Annotated in this window: 15 protein-coding genes; 4 read left to right on the top strand and 11 right to left on the bottom strand. The window is 55.9% G+C overall.

Annotated features, from left to right (window positions below; translation table 11 throughout):
• Positions 1 to 105: 105 nt before the first annotated feature.
• Positions 106 to 849: a TIGR00730 family Rossman fold protein gene (locus H8B13_RS03580; protein ID WP_187309431.1), complete on the top strand. Its 744-nt coding sequence runs from the start codon at positions 106 to 108 to the stop codon at positions 847 to 849.
• Here H8B13_RS03580 and H8B13_RS03585 read toward each other — a convergent pair whose 3' ends face one another.
• Entirely contained in the window at positions 850 to 1,680 is an 831-nt protein-coding gene (locus tag H8B13_RS03585) for a DUF6544 family protein (protein WP_187309432.1), read from the bottom strand.
• 226 nt (positions 1,681 to 1,906) lie between these two features.
• On the opposite strand from H8B13_RS03585, the gene H8B13_RS03590 reads away from it, so the two are divergent.
• Both H8B13_RS03590 and ppsA read left to right on the top strand, forming a co-directional pair.
• Positions 1,907 to 2,725, top strand: coding sequence for a universal stress protein (locus tag H8B13_RS03590; RefSeq protein ID WP_187309433.1), 819 nt, complete (start codon positions 1,907 to 1,909; stop codon positions 2,723 to 2,725).
• A gap of 289 nt (positions 2,726 to 3,014) precedes the next feature.
• Positions 3,015 to 5,417, top strand: coding sequence for a phosphoenolpyruvate synthase (gene ppsA, locus H8B13_RS03595; RefSeq protein WP_187309434.1), 2,403 nt, complete (start codon positions 3,015 to 3,017; stop codon positions 5,415 to 5,417).
• A 116-nt stretch (positions 5,418 to 5,533) separates the two neighbouring features.
• On the opposite strand, the gene H8B13_RS03600 is transcribed toward ppsA, so the two are convergent.
• The 3 genes from H8B13_RS03600 to H8B13_RS03610 form a co-directional block, all read right to left on the bottom strand.
• The gene (locus H8B13_RS03600) at positions 5,534 to 6,358 is read right to left on the bottom strand and encodes a universal stress protein (protein ID WP_187309435.1); all 825 of its coding nucleotides are present in this window, start codon (positions 6,356 to 6,358) and stop codon (positions 5,534 to 5,536) included.
• 48 nt (positions 6,359 to 6,406) lie between these two features.
• Complete coding sequence (locus tag H8B13_RS03605) at positions 6,407 to 6,865, bottom strand: Hsp20/alpha crystallin family protein (protein WP_187309436.1); 459 nt, start codon at positions 6,863 to 6,865, stop codon at positions 6,407 to 6,409.
• 164 nt (positions 6,866 to 7,029) lie between these two features.
• Positions 7,030 to 7,239 carry a DUF2892 domain-containing protein gene (locus H8B13_RS03610; protein WP_187309437.1) on the bottom strand — a complete coding sequence of 70 codons (210 nt, stop codon included), beginning with the start codon at positions 7,237 to 7,239 and terminating at the stop codon, positions 7,030 to 7,032.
• 497 nt (positions 7,240 to 7,736) lie between these two features.
• Between H8B13_RS03610 and H8B13_RS03615 the strand changes: the two genes are divergently transcribed.
• Complete coding sequence (locus H8B13_RS03615; RefSeq protein WP_187309438.1) at positions 7,737 to 9,179, top strand: Gfo/Idh/MocA family oxidoreductase; 1,443 nt, start codon at positions 7,737 to 7,739, stop codon at positions 9,177 to 9,179.
• A 136-nt stretch (positions 9,180 to 9,315) separates the two neighbouring features.
• Here the strand turns inward: H8B13_RS03615 and H8B13_RS03620 are convergent, their stop codons facing one another.
• From H8B13_RS03620 to H8B13_RS03650, 7 genes are all read right to left on the bottom strand, one after another.
• Positions 9,316 to 10,929, bottom strand: a complete 1,614-nt coding sequence (locus H8B13_RS03620; protein ID WP_187309439.1) for a DUF4394 domain-containing protein — start codon at positions 10,927 to 10,929, stop codon at positions 9,316 to 9,318.
• A 306-nt stretch (positions 10,930 to 11,235) separates the two neighbouring features.
• Positions 11,236 to 12,165 (bottom strand): DUF4394 domain-containing protein, encoded by a 930-nt coding sequence (locus H8B13_RS03625; RefSeq protein WP_187309440.1) that lies wholly within the window; start codon positions 12,163 to 12,165, stop codon positions 11,236 to 11,238.
• A 192-nt stretch (positions 12,166 to 12,357) separates the two neighbouring features.
• Positions 12,358 to 13,494, bottom strand: coding sequence for an outer membrane beta-barrel protein (locus H8B13_RS03630; RefSeq protein WP_187309441.1), 1,137 nt, complete (start codon positions 13,492 to 13,494; stop codon positions 12,358 to 12,360).
• Positions 13,495 to 13,507: 13 nt separating this feature from the next.
• Positions 13,508 to 14,347 carry a hypothetical protein gene (locus H8B13_RS03635; protein ID WP_187309442.1) on the bottom strand — a complete coding sequence of 280 codons (840 nt, stop codon included), beginning with the start codon at positions 14,345 to 14,347 and terminating at the stop codon, positions 13,508 to 13,510.
• On the bottom strand, positions 14,328 to 14,906 hold the full coding sequence (locus tag H8B13_RS03640) for an RNA polymerase sigma factor (RefSeq protein WP_187309443.1): 579 nt from the start codon (positions 14,904 to 14,906) through the stop codon (positions 14,328 to 14,330). The genes H8B13_RS03635 and H8B13_RS03640 overlap by 20 nt, the downstream gene beginning before the upstream one ends.
• 191 nt (positions 14,907 to 15,097) lie before the next feature.
• A complete protein-coding gene (locus H8B13_RS03645; RefSeq protein ID WP_187309444.1) occupies positions 15,098 to 15,457 on the bottom strand; it encodes a CoA-binding protein in 360 nt (119 codons plus the stop codon).
• Between the two features lie 103 nt (positions 15,458 to 15,560).
• The gene (locus H8B13_RS03650; RefSeq protein ID WP_187309445.1) at positions 15,561 to 17,132 is read right to left on the bottom strand and encodes an NAD(P)/FAD-dependent oxidoreductase; all 1,572 of its coding nucleotides are present in this window, start codon (positions 17,130 to 17,132) and stop codon (positions 15,561 to 15,563) included.
• Positions 17,133 to 17,284 lie beyond the last annotated feature (152 nt).

A 17,284-nucleotide genomic window follows, 5' to 3' on the forward strand; every position in this document is an offset into this window, starting at 1 on the left:
GGCTGATTTATATCATGTTTGCCTTTCTCCCGCACACTCGTACAATGAAGCTGAGGAAGGGAGCACAACGCCGTGTTAGACACCGCCAACTTTAACTTCTCACCCATGTCATCCCACACCACTTCTGCCAAGTCTGCTGGGCGGGCCGAGCGACGCTTTTTGGCTGGCCCCCGGAGCCGCCGCAGCGAGCTGCGCTTTATGTGGACGGTGGTGCGGGAGTTCGTGCGCGGCTTTCGGGTTCTGCACTTCGTGGGGCCGTGCGTATCCGTGTTTGGCTCAGCCAGAGTAGCCGATGGCTCGCCGTTTTATGCGTTGGCCCGGGAGTTGGGCGCGGGCCTTAGCCAGCAAGGGTTTACGGTGCTTACGGGTGGTGGGCCGGGCATTATGGAAGCAGCTAATAGGGGTGCCCGTGATGTGGGCGGGCCCTCCGTGGGTTGTAACATTGAGCTGCCCGAGGAGCAGCATCATAATCCCTACCTAGATACGTGGCTGAGTTGTCGTTACTTTTTTGTGCGCAAAGTGCTGCTGGTCAAATACTCCTACGCCTTTGTGATCATGCCCGGCGGCCTCGGCACCCTCGATGAGCTGTTTGAAGCCCTGACGCTTATCCAAAACAAGAAGATCCTTGATTTTCCGGTGGTAGTAGTAGGCCGTGACTACTGGCAACCCCTGCTGGAGCTGCTGGCCCAAATGGAGGAGCATGGCATGATAGCGCCCGCCGATATGCGGCTGCTCACCTTCACCGACTCGGTGGAGGAAGCCTTGGCCCACATTGAGCATCACGCCGTCGTGAAATTCAAGCTGTTGCCCAGCCGCGAGCCCCGGCGCTGGTGGTGGTTTGGCGAGTAGCTAGTAGGAATCCATCGAATTATAATCCAGCTCCTGAAGCTGGAATTTGGCGTAGGGCCGCGGCTGTCCATCTACTATCCAGCTCGCTTCCGCCTGCGTAGGCACCCGCACGCCGTGTATGGTTTGATACTCAGCAAAACGCCCCACCCAGGGCAAACGGACGGTGTCGCTCTGATAGCGTTCGGCTTCGCATTGTACTAGCTCATTGCGCTCATTGAAGCGCACCAGGTACGAAATTGCCTGCCGCTGATACGTGAAAGTTAACGTAGCGGAGTACTCATCTTGGGCCGTCCAGCTAACCCGCTCGCTGGGTAGCAGGGCAGTGGGCAGCCAGGCAATTTCGCCCAGCCAGCGCAGCAGTTCTGCCTGATCGTAGCGCGGGCCGCGGCCGTACACTATAGGTACTAACCCAAACAAACGGACCAGAAGCTGGCCGCGACCGGCCACATATTCATCGCGGGCGGAAAACAGAGAGGTGGTGCCCTGCCAGATGAAGGCCGGCGGATCGGCAATAATGTATTCTTGCCCGGAAATTGCCCCCCAGTCACCATCCAAAGAGGTTTTGAACTGGCCAGTATGCCTCAGCCGGACGGAGCGAAGGTAGGGCTGGCCTTCGTGCAGCACGTGGCGGAAGTAGCGCTGCACCGGCGCCGGCAAATCAGCCAGCTGGGTTTCGCGGTAGATGCTGCTGGTAACGTCGGTGGAAGTGCGCAGAAGACGCCGCGCATCCTGGCGTAATTGGCGACCTACCAGGGCCCGCCCAACGCCAAACCCAGCAGCAGCGGCTACCAGAACTCCTGAGGCCAGCAACCACGGCTTTTTATCGTTCATGCTCATAACTGATCGTATTTATAAGAATGGGCTTATTTGGAAAGAGTTACTGAAAATTAGCCAAGAATATGTTCGTAAAATTATATATATTACTCTCTCAGGTACATGACGACTATGGTGGTCATCGCATGATAAAAATCAAGAGCCCAGGCAAATGCGGCGCATAGCGATGCTGCCGGCCTGCCGATTTCTTGCCAGTAGCTTTACCCTCTAGCCGCTCCTGCTCATGGTTCCTTCCCTGCTCATTCTGACCGACTTCTTTCAGGCAGCCAACCGGGCGCTGGACTACGCCACCAATCTGGCCGATCCGCTTGGGGCCCGGCTGGTGCTGCTGCACGTGCGCCGCAACTCGGTGCTGGACCCGGAAATGATGAGAGGAGAGTTGTCGAATCTTAGTCGGGAGGCTATTTCACTGGCTATGAGTAGTGTAGCGCGTCAGCTAGCCGTTCCGGTAGTGGCGGAGGTAGGCTATGGGCGCGTGGCTGCTGCCGTGGCGGATGCCGTAAGTCGGCACCATCCCGAACTAATTGTGCTGGGCCGGCCCGATTACTCCACTACCCCCGCCGAAATGGTGGAAACCACGTCTCTGGATATTCTGCGGGCCGCCCCTTACCCCATGCTGCTGGTGCCCCACACTGTTCTGAGCAGCGCGCCGCCTTCGCGCCTGCTGCTGGCGGTTGATGGTCATGCTTTCGATTTAGGAGAACATGCTGGCGTTGTACACCGGCTGCTGGCCGAACTAAGGGCTTCGCTCACCGTGCTGTACGTAGCCGCCCAATCCGATTACGACAAAAAGCCCCCCACGACCCTGGAATCGGTGGTGCGCACCGGCCTGAAGCTGGAAGCGACGCCGATTGAAATTCGCAGCATCAGTAACCGTAACCCTGAACAAGGCATTTTGCAGGAAGCCAATCCGAAGGAGTTTGACATGATTGTGGTCATCTCTCGGCGGCGCAACTTTCTGGGGCAGCTGTTTCACCGCAGCGTCACGGCTCAGGTGCTGATGCACAGTGAGTTGCCGGTGCTTGTGCTGCCCGCTCTCTGATAAAGTGCTCACTACCCGCAACCCAAAAGCCTGGGCTGGGCAAGAAGTGATGAAGATCATGAATGGCTATGTTATTTCTCATTTTTATCAGGTGCCAGATCTAGCATTTTTGAGCTAGAAACAAGGCTTCGTAGCGTCCTGCCGGTCAGCGAAAAAGCCCCCCAGACGTGCTGCATGATCTCTGGATACCTATCTGATTTAGAATGATATGGCTAATAAATTCGTGAGGGAAGCCAGTTTTGCCTGCCGGAAGCTCAGCGAGGTTTTACCCATTTAGTACTCTATCACTATGGCACAGGAAGCATACACGCGGTTCTTTCGAGAGCTGACCAACCAAAACGTGGCGCTGGTAGGGGGGAAAAACGCCTCCCTGGGCGAGCTTTTCAACCAGCTGACGCCGAAAGGAATTAATGTGCCCAATGGGTTTGCCACAACGGCCGCCGCCTATTGGCTGTTTCTGGATGAAAATCAACTGCGCCAGCCACTTACCGCACTGCTGGCAAGCCTTGACGAGAAAGAACTGACAAACCTGCCGGCGGTAGGCACCCAGGCGCGGGCGTTGATAACGCAGGCCAAAATGCCCCCCAGCGTGGCGGAGGCCATCCGGCAGGCGTACCGCGAGCTTTCGGCGGGCCACGCTGACGGCGGTATACAGGTAGCCGTGCGCAGCAGTGCCACGGCCGAAGATCTGCCCACGGCCAGCTTTGCCGGGCAGCACGATTCATTTCTGAATGTGCAAGGCGAAGAGGCTGTGTTGCAGGCTTGTCAGAGGTGCTTTGTGTCGCTTTTCAACGACCGGGCAATCAAGTACCGGCTGCAAAATGGCTTTGATCATCTGCGCGTGGCTTTATCGGTGGGCGTGCAGACCATGGTGCGTTCTGATGTGGGCTCGGCCGGCGTGGCTTTCACCATCGAGCCGGAAACCGGCCACGCCAACCTTATCTACCTCACCGGCAGCTGGGGCCTGGGCGAAAACGTGGTGCAGGGGGCCGTGAATCCTGACGAGTTTTACCTGTTCAAACCTTCTTTGCGAAGCGGATATCGGGCCCTGGTAACCCGCAAGCTTGGCGACAAAGCCAAGACCATGCGCTACGCCCAAACCGGCATTGAAAACTCTGACACCCCGCCCGAGAAGCGCGCTGTTTTCGTGCTGTCCGATGCCGAGGCGCAAGAACTCGGGCGCTGGTGTCTGCTCATCGAAGACCACTATGGCATGCCTATGGATATTGAGTGGGCAAAAGATGGCCTGACCAATATGCTCTACATCGTGCAGGCCCGGCCCGAAACCATTCATCATGGTAGTAAAGCGTTGCGCTTGCATGAGTACCACCTGACCCAGAAAGGGCCAGTGCTGGCGACGGGCAAGGCTGTCGGCAACCAGATTGCCACGGGCGTGGCGCGCATTATCGCCTCGCCGGCCGACGGACATCGCCTGCAGCCGGGCGAAATCCTAATTACCGACATTACCAGCCCCGACTGGAACGCTGTGCTTCGCAAGGCGGCGGTCATTGTCACGAATAAAGGCGGGCGCACCAGTCACGCCGCTATTGTGGCGCGGGAGTTGGGTTTGTCGGCTGTGGTAGGCACGCTGAATGCCACGGAAAAAGTGCAGGATGGGCAGCTCATCACGGTTTCCTGCGCCGAGGGTGATGAAGGCCAGGTGTTTGCCGGCCAGCTAACTTGGCAGGAAACCGACATCGACCTGGAGCAGGTGGAAATTCCCCACACTAAGCCCCTACTTATTCTGGCTGATCCGGACCGTGCCCTGCAACTTGCCCGCTATCCCAGCCAGGGCGTGGGGCTGATGCGGATGGAGTTTGTGATTAATAGCGCTATCCGCATTCACCCCATGGCGCTGGTCGATTTTGATAAGCTGCAAGACGCGCCGGCCCGTCAGGAAATTGAGCAGCTCACCGCTCATTATGCCAGCAAGCCGGAGTACTTCGTGGATAAGCTGGCCCAGGCCATCGGGTTTGTGGCGGCCGCTTTCTACCCGCGCCAGGTGATTGTGCGCCTCAGCGACTTCAAGACCAACGAGTACGCCAACCTGCTTGGCGGCCGTCAGTTTGAGCCGGAAGAAGAAAACCCCATGCTGGGTTTCCGGGGCGCCTCGCGCTACTACAGCGCGCAGTACCGCGAAGGGTTCCGGCTGGAGTGCGAAGCGCTGCGGCGCGTGCGCCTCGATTGGGGTCTGACCAACGTGAAGGTGATGGTGCCTTTCTGCCGCACCGTGGCCGAAGGCAGGCAGGTAGTGGCGCTGATGGAGAAGTTCGGTCTGAAGCGGGGCGAGCAGGGGCTGGAGGTGTACGTGATGGCTGAAATTCCCAGCAATGTTATTCTGGCTGAAGATTTTGCCGCTGTCTTTGATGGGTTCTCCATCGGCTCCAACGACCTCACCCAGCTTACCTTGGGCATCGACCGCGACTCGGCCATCGTGAGCCATCTGTTCGACGAAAACAACGAGGCCGTAACCCGCATGCTCGCTCTGGTTATTCGTGCGGCCAAAGCCTGCGGCCGCCCCATCGGGCTGTGCGGGCAGGCCCCCAGCGACTACCCCGCGTTTGCCCAGTTCCTCGTGGAGCAAGGCATTGACAGCATCTCCTTTACCCCCGATGCCCTGCTGAAGGGAATGAGCAATATGGTGCAGGCCGAGCAAGCCCTGCGCCACCCCGTACCGGAAGTAGGGGCGTAGGTGCCGGCTTAATGGGTCTGGGGGGCTTTTTTCAGCGCCGAAAGCAAAGAAGCGAGTCGAAGGTTCTGGCGCAAGTGCCGGAACCTTCGACTCGCTTCTTTGCCCTGAATATAGCCTTAAGCCGTGGTGGGCAGCACCAGCACCGGCACCGGACTACGACGCAGAATATCGGCCGTGACGCTATGGTGAAAAAGCCCCCCAAGGAAGGTGTGCGGCCGCGCCAACATCACGATAAGCTGGGCCTGCAACTCAGCGGCCGCGTGCAGAATACCGTCAGCGGGCGCTTCTTCGCACACTTCGTACAGGCTGTTATCGGTTAGATGGCCAAACATCCCCGTGCGCGACGCGGAGGCCAGACCCACATCGGCGCGCGAAGGGCCTGCCTCTTCAGCTACGTGTACGACAGTGGTAGTGGGTTTCAGAGACGCCATTAGCTCCGTGAGGGCTAGCGAAGGCGCACTCAGCCAGAACGCTTTATCATCGGTGGCAACCAACACGCGCTGGGGTAGGTCGGTATCCTTCCACACTTCGGGCACTACCAGCAGCGGATGTTGGGCCTGCTGCAAAAAGGGCAGCGCCCAATTGCCCATCATCCGGTCCAGCAGATTGAAGGGCTCCTCCCGCCCGAACGCCAGCAGCACGGGCTTGTGGCGTTTTACCACATCGGCTAAGGCGGGGCTTAGCATATCCAACACTATTTCGGCCTCGGCTGGAACAGGTAGCTCCTGTGCTCGTTGTACCATGTACGCCATCGTCTCCTTGCGGCTGGTCACCGTAATGGGCGAGGCCATGGCGGCAGCCTCCGGCGCCAGCATCGGGTCGAGGTACACGTGGAGCAGTACCATCCGTCCATGGATGAGTTGGGCTAGGCGGGTGGTATACGTCAGGGCCACCTCGGCAGCAGCTGACATATCGGTTAAGACAACGAAGGTAGGCTGCATATACTATAGATTGCTGGTTGTGACAGGCAGGGCCAGTAAGTGCGCAGACTACTTGCCGTTCGCGCCGCTGCGAACGGGAATCTGGTGCTGGGCGACTTTAGTTTTGTTCTTGGGTACGTGCACGTGCAGCACGCCATTATCGAAGGAAGCCTCGATCTGGCCCGGCTCAGTTGCCTCGGGCAGGCGGAAGGCCCGCTGAAACGAGCCATAGGAGCTTTCCACCACATGATACTGGCGCTCCTTGCGCTCCTTCTCAAACTTGCGCTCCCCGGCAATGGTCAGCACCCCCTGCTCGAAATTGACCTTCACGTCTTCCTGCTTGAGGCCCGGCAGCGCCGCTTCAATATCGTAGCTATTCTCTGTCTCGTAAGTATCGACCTTGGGCGAGAAGGTGCTGAGCTGGCCCCGGGCCGTCACCGTGTCGTCGAAGAAGCGGTCGAGCATGCTGCTGAAGCGGCTGGGCATCATATCCGTAAACGGATCCTGGTACTGCTGAAGGGTTGTCATGGCTGTGAGATTTTAAAAGAGTAAATGGTAAAAAATAGTCCTGAAGACATCGAAAATAAAAGCTGGGTCAACGCCCCTAATTCCACGAATCTCACCCCTGGGGAGCTTTTTCTGGCCTTAAGGCCAGAAAGCCAACGCCAGTCAGACGGGACTTCACGGCGAAGTCAGGTCCGCGATTGATGATGCGTGGCAATACCCAGTAGAGCATAGATTGGGCAATAGCCAGCGATGCCCGTCAGCAACAGCGTGAGCGGAATGAGCAGCCAGGCGAGAAGTACAGGAGTACTGAATCCTTGCCGCACCAAATAGCCGGTGAGGAAGGTGGCCAGGAGAATGCGAATCACCCGGTCGTAAGAACTCAAATTCCGACGCATGATTGATAAGCAGTTAAGTGAAAATAGGAGTGACAGCGAGGGCCAGCTTTTCCCGGTTTACTTCTCCAACTGGCCTAAGGGAAGCAACTGGGCAGGTGACCCGGCCATCAGAAGGCTTTCTGAATAACGTCGGGCTCCCACCTCATCTGGTGACGGCTTTAAAAAGCCGCGCGATAGTGTTTTACTAAAATGTAGGTCATAGAGTATGCGTAAAAATCATCATTATTAGGTAACCCTAATATGATGGTAATCAAGATGCTAAATGACTTTTATCAAGTCCCTCAGGTATACCAGACGCTGACTTCACAACCCTCTGCGTTGGCCCGGTGCGTATCGCTTTTCCTGTATCCCGATCGGGTCGATGAAGGATCTTTCCAACGTTAAAGAGGACGAATACTGAACAGCCAGCCAGCTATTGGTACCCGAACCTTCGTAGAGCTTGTCTATACTTCTTTTCACGTTCTATTCTACCATTCCAATCTCACAACCAGTACGCTATGTCGCTTATTAACAGCCTACTAAACACAGTCCTGAGTCAGGCCGGCCAGGAAGTATCACGTAAAGAATTCCTGACTATGGCCGGGCGGGGTCTGGCCGTAGGAGTGGCCGCCAGCACCTTTGCCAGCTGCCAAGATAAGTCGGGCGGGGAAGCGGCAAAGGCGGCTACACCTACCACTGGCACACCTGCTTCGGAGGTAACCGCTTCCACCGTGTATACTGGCCCCGGTGGGCAGCAAGTGCCCTCATCGGAAGCCGTGTCGCCGCCCGCGAAAGTGCCTGCGGGCGTAGATAAACCCATTGAGCTGGAAGCTTGGAAGTCAGACGTAGACCCCAAATCGGGCCCCACGCCCACGCCTTTGCCCCCGGAGCAGCGGGTGGGCTATGCGCTGGTCGGGTTGGGCCACTTGACCCTGGAAGAACTGCTGCCCGCTTTCGGCGAGTGCAAAAAATCCAGGCCGGTAGCCTTAGTCAGCGGCTCGCCGGAAAAGCTCAAGAAAGTGGCTAAGCAATACGGGATCAAGCCCGAAAGCTGCTACAGCTACGAAGATTACGACAAGCTCAAAGACAATGCGGAGGTGCAGGTTATTTACATCGTGCTACCCAACTCCATGCACGCCGAGTATACCATTCGCGGGGCGCAGGCGGGCAAGCATATCCTCTGCGAAAAGCCCATGGCTAACTCCGCCGCCGAGTGCGAAGCCATGATTGCGGCCTGCAAAAAAGCCAACCGCAAGCTGATGATAGCCTACCGGATACAGTACGAGCCCTACAACCGCCTGGTGCGCAGCATGGTGCGGGAAAACAAGTGGGGCAAGACCAAATACATTCAGGCTCAAAACAGCCAAAGCTCCGCCAACCCCGACCACTGGCGCCACAAGAAAGCCCTGGCCGGCGGCGGCGCCCTCCCCGATATCGGTCTGTACTGCCTGAACACCTCACGCTTCCTGCTAGGCAGCGAGCCGACGGAAGTTTTTGCTTACTCCTACAGCACGCCCGGTAATCCGCTGTTCAAGGAAGTCGAGGAAGCCATGTCGTGGCAGATGCGCTTTCCGGGGGGCATTTTGGTCGACAGCATCACGCACTACAACACCCACGACTCACGCTTCTACCGCGTGAATGGTGAGAAAGGCTGGATGCACCTGAACAACGCCTATGCTTACACCGGTCAGCAGCTGCAAACCTCGCACGCCGAAGGGCCGGCCAAAATGCAGAACCAGATTACCATCAGCCCAGCGAATCAGTTTGCAGCCGAAATGGACCACTTTTCCGCCTGCGTGCTGGAAGACAAGCAGCCCCACACGCCCGGCGAAGAAGGCTTGCAGGATCAGCGCATTATGGAAGCCATCTACCAGTCGGCCCGCGAAGGCCGGCCGGTAAAATTGCCTCCCGTGTCGGGTACGGACGTGTTTCGCGGGCCGGAGCCGAAGGAGAATGCCTGAGCCGTTATATGAATAGAGAATAAAGGTTTCATCCGCCGTGTTGGTTTCTGAGTCAACAAAATTGAATCAATACAAAAAGCCCTTGCTGACGAGCAAGGGCTTTTTGTTAAAATGTACGAAGTGAAAACAGGTCGCCTTAGAAACCTAAACCTAAAGCGAATCCACTAGGTAATTCGTTACTCTGATCGAGACCGGGAATATTAAGCGTCCGAGCGAACGTGCGCTCCCCGGTTGAAAGGTTCAGTGTGTTAAGCTGAAGCACGTTATTAACGACGTTAACAAGAATATAGGCGGTGTTGCTGGTGCCTCCAATATCCATGTGGCGCACGTCAGCGGTTACATTACCAATCTCCTTTAGATTACCAGGAACAATGGGAGTAACTTGATATAGTTTACTAACAAGATTAATCGAGACATCAGTACCATAAAGGTTACTTGTTGTCGCACCAACAAAGTTATTATCGTGGGCAAGTGTTTTCACACCGGGTCGATTGATTCCCACAGGAATACCAATGGGGGAATCCTCCGTGGTGAAGCCAGTAGTTGGGTCCACGCGCAAGTTCTGGCCAGAGACGCCCACTACCCGAATCATATCTGTAACAGGATCAAAGTCGAAGCTCCCAGTGAATATCACACGTATATTCATTACAGCCACAAATGTAGCTGTGCCAGTGCCAAGGTCAATGGTATACAAATTACTACTGCCTAGAGAACCCTTGTTTATAATTGTGTATAGCTGACCTGTAGCCGGCCTAAAGTCTAGGCCAATGGCGCTTCCGCCTCCGATACCAGTAACGTTCTTTGTCGAGACACTGTTTGAGTCTGTTGGATCAATAATAGACAATGTTGTAAAGTCTCCTGCTACATTAGTGGCAATGTAAGCGACAGGTCTTGTAGGAATAGCTAAACCAGTGTAGTTTAAACTTGTGCTGTAGCTAGCCAATGTGCGAGCGGCACCCGTAGTCAGGTCCACGGTAAAAAGTGTGGGGCTGCCATTAACCGAATACAAACCTAAGGCGGTACCAGTTTTGGCATCAATATCGAAGCCGCCATCGCCGCTTACGGGCAGGTTCAGACTGCCCACGGATACGAGCGTACCGTTGTTAGGCGGATTGACGAGGTAAAGCTGCTGATTCTGCGTGTTGATGGCATAAAGTGAAGTCGCGGCAGCGCCGGCTACATTGTTGGTATAAGCCACGCCCGCCACAGTAGCTCCTGTTGCTCCATTGATACTGCCATCAGTAGCGGCTACCGTTGCAGTTTCGGGATGGAGGCGTAGGTTCTGGCCCGTACTCGTCACTAGCCGAATCCGGTCGACGGTTGGGTTGAAGTCAAAACTCACCACATTGCCCCCCAACGCCGGCGTAAACGCTCCCGAACCAATAGCATGTGCTCTGCCCGTGTTTTGATTAATTACATAAATACGGCTGCCGCTGCTGACCCCATAGAGTTGCCCAGTGCCTGGGCGGAAGTCCATAGCCAGGATTCGTTCGCCACTTTGTAAGCCGGTTATAGAAACCGAGGCCGTACGAGTTGCCGGATCCTTCGTGGAGTAAGCATCCAACTTGGTACCGCCCGACAAAGCATAGAATGGGATATCTAATCCTAGGGGCGGAAAGGTGGGGGTAGTAGGCGGCGGAGTGGGGTTGGGTTTAGGGAAATACTGCTCCAGAATGTCTTCGCAGCTGCTCAGCGACGACAATAACAGCACCGCCACACCCCATTTGGCGAGGGATAATGGTTTTAGCATACAGTTGAGATTATAAAATGAAAGAAAGAATAAATTGAATGATTCTCTTTAATCACTACGGTGCACTACGATTATAAGATGCTGGGTTATCAGAATAAAATCTAAGTTTTCAGTCTGTTCGCGATAGTGGCTTTTCTCTCCTCTCAAGCCAGCATGTCAAATGTGTAAGAATGCTGCAAGGGCCAGTAGATATCATTGCGAATAGCTCGCAAGTATTTACTCTTCTGCTGAGCAGCTTGAGCCCCTGAGCAAGAAAAAGCCCCCTGCACTTAAGCGGGGGGCTTTTTCTTGTTGTAAGGAAAGTAATTACAGGCCTAACCCGAGCGTAAACCCTGTGATGAATGGCGCGAAGACGAACCCTGGCGTGGGCGACGGCCTAATAGGTGGAAAGCCGAAGTCGCCCAATTCTGTGGCCGCGCCGGTTGTTAAATTGATCGAGTATAAACGCCCGTTATTCGGGCCGCTCATAGCCGCGTAAGCCTTCTTGCTAGTGGCGCCAATATCGAAACTGCCACCGGAGAGGAAGTTGATGTTCAAGGGACCAACTTCTGTGATCGTCCCGGCATTGGGTGGGTTCATTAAGTAAAGCTTACCCTCCGTGAAATCTAGCGCGTACAAGTTAGTGGAGGTAGCGCCAGCCACGTTATTATCGTAGGCTAAGCCTACCACTCTATTGGCGTTGCCTCCATTAATACGCCCATCTTCAATTGCTACGCCATCGGCCGGATTCACCCGTAGGTTCTGACCTGAGTTGGTCACAATCCGAATCCGATCCACGACGGGGTTAAAATCGAATCCCAAGGTAAGCGACCCACTGAGGGGAATGCTGACTGCTGCGACAAGCGTAGCAGCTCCGGTGGCGGGGTTAATAGTATACAGGCGTCCATCGGTTGCACTGGTCGTGGCAACCAGAGCATAGAGTTGACCGGTGGCGGGGCGTATGTCGAGCCCAAAGATGCGGTCGGTTACAGCGCTCAAGCCCGTAATCGGCATTTCCTGGATTTTCGCCAGTGTAATAGGATTGAAAATAATTAACCCATTCTTCCACGCACCATCTCCGGATCCTGGTGCGACAGATTCAGCATAGGTAGTGTATGCCACCGTCTGGGTAGGACTAGTAGGTAGGGTAGGTGTGGGCTTGGGGAAATACTGCTCTATGATGTCTTCGCAACTACTCAACGAGGACAATAAGAGAACAGCCACGCCCCATTTGGCGAGGGAAGAGGATTTTAGCATAGAAATGAGAAGATAGGATGGAAAGAAGAATGAATATGATTCATGTAATTTACCTTACGTAACTCGACAATTCGTAGCTACTTATAGATCTATGATTATTCATATACTAAGGGTGTAAGAGAACGTACAATAGACAAAAAGCCCCCCAGATATGTCTGGAGAGCTTTTATTTACTTATAATGTCGGGCAAACTTAGATACCGCCGAGGGTGATGCCGAAGCTGAGGGTCTGGGCCTGGGGGCCGCGGCCGTCTTTGAATAGCTCATTGAGATTGTACTTGACGAATAAGTCCAAGCCGCCGATTCCGACTAAGCCTTGTAGGCCATAATTGAAATCTTCGAGGTTGAAGCTACCGCGGTCCTTGTCTTTGCGGTCGCGGTCGTTGTTGTCATACTTGATCTTGGTGCGACTGCCCAAGCGATAGCCCGCGAAGCCACCAGCACCCAACCGGAATCCATCGTCGTTGCCTTTCTTGTTTTTAGTGTTGAGCACCAGCATAAGCGGCAGATTGATAGTGGTGGTAGCGAGCTTGCTTTTATCTAAATCAAGGTTGGGCTCGTTCTGAATTACCGTCGTACCGGTGGACGTCGTGAAGAGGCGGGCGTTGTTATCAAACATATAATTGTTGAAGGACAGCTCTGGGCCAGTGAGCAAGCGCACGGGGCTGCCTTGAGGACCAAGGCGATACAAATAGTGCCAGTTGAGGCTGATGTAGCGGGAACCGAAGGGGCGCAAATCGAAGTCTTCGGCCGTGGTGGCGTTCCGATTAACCAAGGCATTCAGGCCGATGTCGATGCCGAAGTCGCTGTGGCCGGGGCGGGCAGCGCGCTCTTGGCGTTTGGCTTCTTTTTGGGCGTTGCGGGTGGAGTCGTCGATGGCGGAAGTACCTACTTTGATGGAAACGTGGTCATCGTCGCCATTCTCTACAACCGATACCCCAAAGGCGCGGCCCAGCACTACATCTACCCGCTCGGTGTCGCTCTTTTTGCCTTCGTCGGTACGCACCGTCACCCGGATTTGCTCGGGCACCTGCTTGCCGGGCTGGTCTTTGGCGGGATAAAACTCCATCGTTACCGTCTCCGTCTTGGAGGTTTTGCCGGCGGCTTCGGCCTGGGTGATGTAGGTGTCCAGCAAGATCATGAGCGAGTCGAGCTTGTAGTTGCGGAGCTCGCGCAGCTGGGCTTTATTCTTGACAAACAGCGTCATGGTGGCCTGGTTGGGCAATTTTACCACAATGGTGTCGTCGGGAGCAGGGGCGGAGGCTTGAGTGCGGCAAGGCGCGGCCAGGGCTAGCAGCACTACTGCCAGCAGGGTGTAGAAGCGGTTCATAATGTAGGAGAAATTAAAGTTGGATGACGAGGGCGTGGTTGGCGCCCGGAGGCCGAACCGTTACGGTTACGTCCTCGGGTAAGCGGGGTAAAGTCACTGGTTCGCCGCGCAGGGCATTGCTCACTTGGCGCATCACCTGCCCACCTAAGCGACCCCGGCGAGGTGCCTGCTGAGTAGCTGCCAGCGCTGCCGTCGCCGAAGAGTGACGTACTTCCACTTCTATTGGTCCCGTGGGTACAGATGGGGCAATAGCGGAGGCAGTAGCTACAGTTGGGAGCTGCTGGGGGGCATTTGGCTGCGTTTCCTCCGTCACGGGGCGCTCCGGTTGCGCTTTGGTGGGAGTGAGAGTAGCTACCATGGTGTTCTGCGCAGGCTTGGCAATGAGTGTTTTGGGTGATGATGAACGGGGTACTGCTGTAGCGCGAGCCAGTTGGCGAGTAGCAGCTGGCTTGGAGCGAAGCGGCTGGGCTGGTTGCGCATCCAACTCAGGCTGCTTCGTAGGAGCCGTTGCTACGGCGGCTTCTGATAGGGTAGATGGCTGGGCGGCGGGAAGGGTTGCCTGAGAAGATGAATTTTTCGAAGAAACCGCTTCTGGCGTTTTAGTAGCCGGCTGCGTAGCAACTTTGGCTACCGTACCCACGGCTGGGTCCAAATTTGCCCCCCGCCATAGCCACGCGCCACCAGCTAGCATAAGCAGCGTAATCACAGCGGCAGAAGCGTAGAGCCACATAATGGGGCGCTTGCGGGCGGGCTGCAACTCGGCTTCGAGCTGAGCCCAGAGGTAGTCGGGCGGCGGGGGCGCGTGGCGCTCCAGCTTTTCCCGAAACAGCTTATCAATATCTTCCGGTTGCATAATATTCTTTGGGTGAGGTGGTGGCAGCGGGGGCAGTGCCGGCACCGCCTAAGCGGCGCTGGAGCATTGCCCGAGCCTTACTCAGCTGCGATTTACTGGTGCCCTCCGTAATGCCCAGCAGCTCGGCAATTTCGGGGTGAGTGTAGCCCTCTACGGCGTAGAGGTTAAATACGGTACGATAACCGGCGGGCAACTGGGTAAGCATGTGCATTAAATCAGCCGCGTTCAGATCACTTTCCGCATCGGCCGCCGTGATGGCTACGTGTACGGGGTAATCGTCGATGGCGAGGTGGAGCGGTTCTTTGCGGCGGAGTTGGCCCAGGGCCTCATTCACCATAATCTTCCGAATCCAACCTTCAAAACTCCCCTCGTGGCGGTATTGATCCAAAGCTTTAAACACTTTAACAAAACCCATAAGCATCACTTCTTCAGCATCTTCGCGGTGGCGCAGGTAGCGCGAACACACCGAGAGCATCAGGCCCGCAAACCGCTCGTAGAGCTGTTTTTGAGCACGGCTGTTACCTTGTCGGCAAGCAGCTATGAGGTCGGCGTCAGTCACAAGAAATACGAAGTAGAAAAGAACAATAAGCTGGGTCTTTGGAGGGGTAGATGCAACCTTTGAGGAAGCGGTTGCCTCTGGGGGGCTTTTTTTGTTAAAAAAAGTTAGGTTGAATTCGTATCAAAGCTATTTTTCACAAAAAAAGCCCCCCAGAAATATTCCTGGGGGGCTTTTTTTAGTTCATCAATGTACTAGTAATTCCCGACTGACAGCATCACTAAGGTGCAGGCTTCTTCGGTTTGAATACCGCGCTCATGGGCCATGCGCTCCAGCTCCGGGTTTTCGGTGCCGGGATTGAAAATGATGCGCTTGGGCTTCAAATCCAAAATGTAATCGTACCAGGTATGCTGATTTTGCGGCCCGACGTACAGCGTTACCGTATCTATTTCGGAGTCGGTGGGGCGGTCGGTGTGGATGTCGATGCCGGCAATCTGGCCTTTGCGCAAGCCTACGGGCACTACATCATGGCCGTGGCGCTTCAGGGAGTGAACAGCTTTATAGGCGTAGCGGGCAGGGTTATCGCTGGCGCCGAGTACGAGAGTCTTTTTCATATAGTGGGAACCGCGTAGCGCGGCCGTTTAATGAGATAGGTAGAACTAAACAGCGGAGCTGTTATTCTGATTTATACGGTAAAAGCTGAGCTGGGGGGCATTTTTAAGCTAACACCGCCAGCACAGCCTCCGCGCACCGCTCCCCATCCATAGCCGCCGACACGATGCCACCCGCAAAGCCCGCACCTTCACCACAGGGAAACAGGCCCGTAATTTCCGGGTGCTGCAAGGTAGCTGGGTCGCGGGGGATGCGAACAGGAGCGGAGGTGCGGCTTTCCACACCCACGATCTGGGCTGCGTTGGTAGCGTAGCCGGGAATCTTCTGCCCAAACGCCTTAAAGCCCTGACGCAAACGGTCGGTAAGACCAATACCAAGCACTTGGCTCATCGGCACCGATACCAAACCCGGTTGGTAAGAAGTTTCCAGCAATTCGGGTGAAAGCTTGTCTTTCAGAAAATCGCCCAAGCGCTGGGCTGGGGCAGCCTGCGAATTGCCCCCCAGTGCACAAGCGCGCTGCTCAATTTCCTGCTGCAAGCGCAAACCAGCCAGCGCACCGTGCCGCTTCAGATCCATTTCTTCCAGCTCCACGGCTACCACAATACCCGAATTGGCAAAGCGCGAGTCGCGGCGGCTCGGCGACATGCCGTTCACGACCACCTCGCCGGGAGCCGTAGCAGCAGGCACAATAAAGCCCCCCGGACACATACAAAACGAAAACACACCCCGCTGCTGTCCGCGCCACTGGGTTTGGTGCACCAATGAATACGACGCTGCCGGCAGCGGCCCACGGTCCTGCCGGCGGTACTGAGCCTGGTCGATGAGGGCCTGCGGATGTTCCACCCGCACGCCCAGCGCGAAAGGCTTAGCCTCCACGCGCACACCGCGGCGGTGCAAAAGCTCGTAAATATCGCGGGCCGAGTGGCCGGTGGCTAGAATAACCGCGTCGGCCTCCACTGCTTCACCCGTGGCCGTAATAACCCCGCGTAGGTGGTTTTTCTCTAAGATTAAATCGTCCACCCGCGTTTCGAAGCGTACTTCGCCGCCAGCTTGGATAACGGAGTCGCGCAAGGCGGCTACTACCTGGGGCAGCTTGTTGGTGCCGATGTGGGGGTGAGCGTCTACCAGAATATCCGGGGTGGCGCCATGCTGCACCAGCAGCCGGAGGATACGGCCTACGTCGCCGCGCTTGGTGGCGCGGGTGTAGAGCTTGCCATCCGAGTAAGTACCCGCGCCGCCCTCGCCGAAGCAGTAGTTGGAGTCGGGATTCACAACGTGGTCCTTGTTCAACGCGGCCAAATCGCGGCGGCGGGTGCGCACATCCTTGCCGCGCTCCAGCACGATGGGCTTGATTCCCAGCTCAATGGCTCGCAAAGCGGCAAATAAGCCGGCCGGACCAGCCCCGACAATAATAACCGAGCGGCGGGCCTGACTTACATCAGAATACGTAAACCAGGGGCCAAAAATGTCGGCGGGTGGTGGCTGAAACCACACATCGGCCCGCAGGCGCACGAGGGGCTGGCGGCCGCGCGCATCAATAGAGCGCTTGCGCAGATGCACAAAATCGGCTTCGCCAGGCTGGGCGCCTACTGCATTAAGCAGGGCGCGGTAGCGGGCAAATTCGTCGTAGGCTACTTCGGGCGGAAGCAGCACTTCTATCTCTTTTTTGTCGAACATAAGGGCGAAAGGGAGTTAACCTTTAAACCAATTAGTGATGTGTGCCTGACAGCGAAGCGCCCAAATGCGTTCAATGTTAGGTGCGGAGCGAACGGTTTAGGCTCCACTAGATGAGGCAAAGGTAAAGTGGTGAAAGGAAGTTGTGGTTAACG

Origin of the sequence: Hymenobacter sp. BT188, from assembly GCF_014333585.1 — a bacterium.
In the GTDB taxonomy this organism is placed as follows: Bacteria; Bacteroidota; Bacteroidia; order Cytophagales; family Hymenobacteraceae; genus Hymenobacter.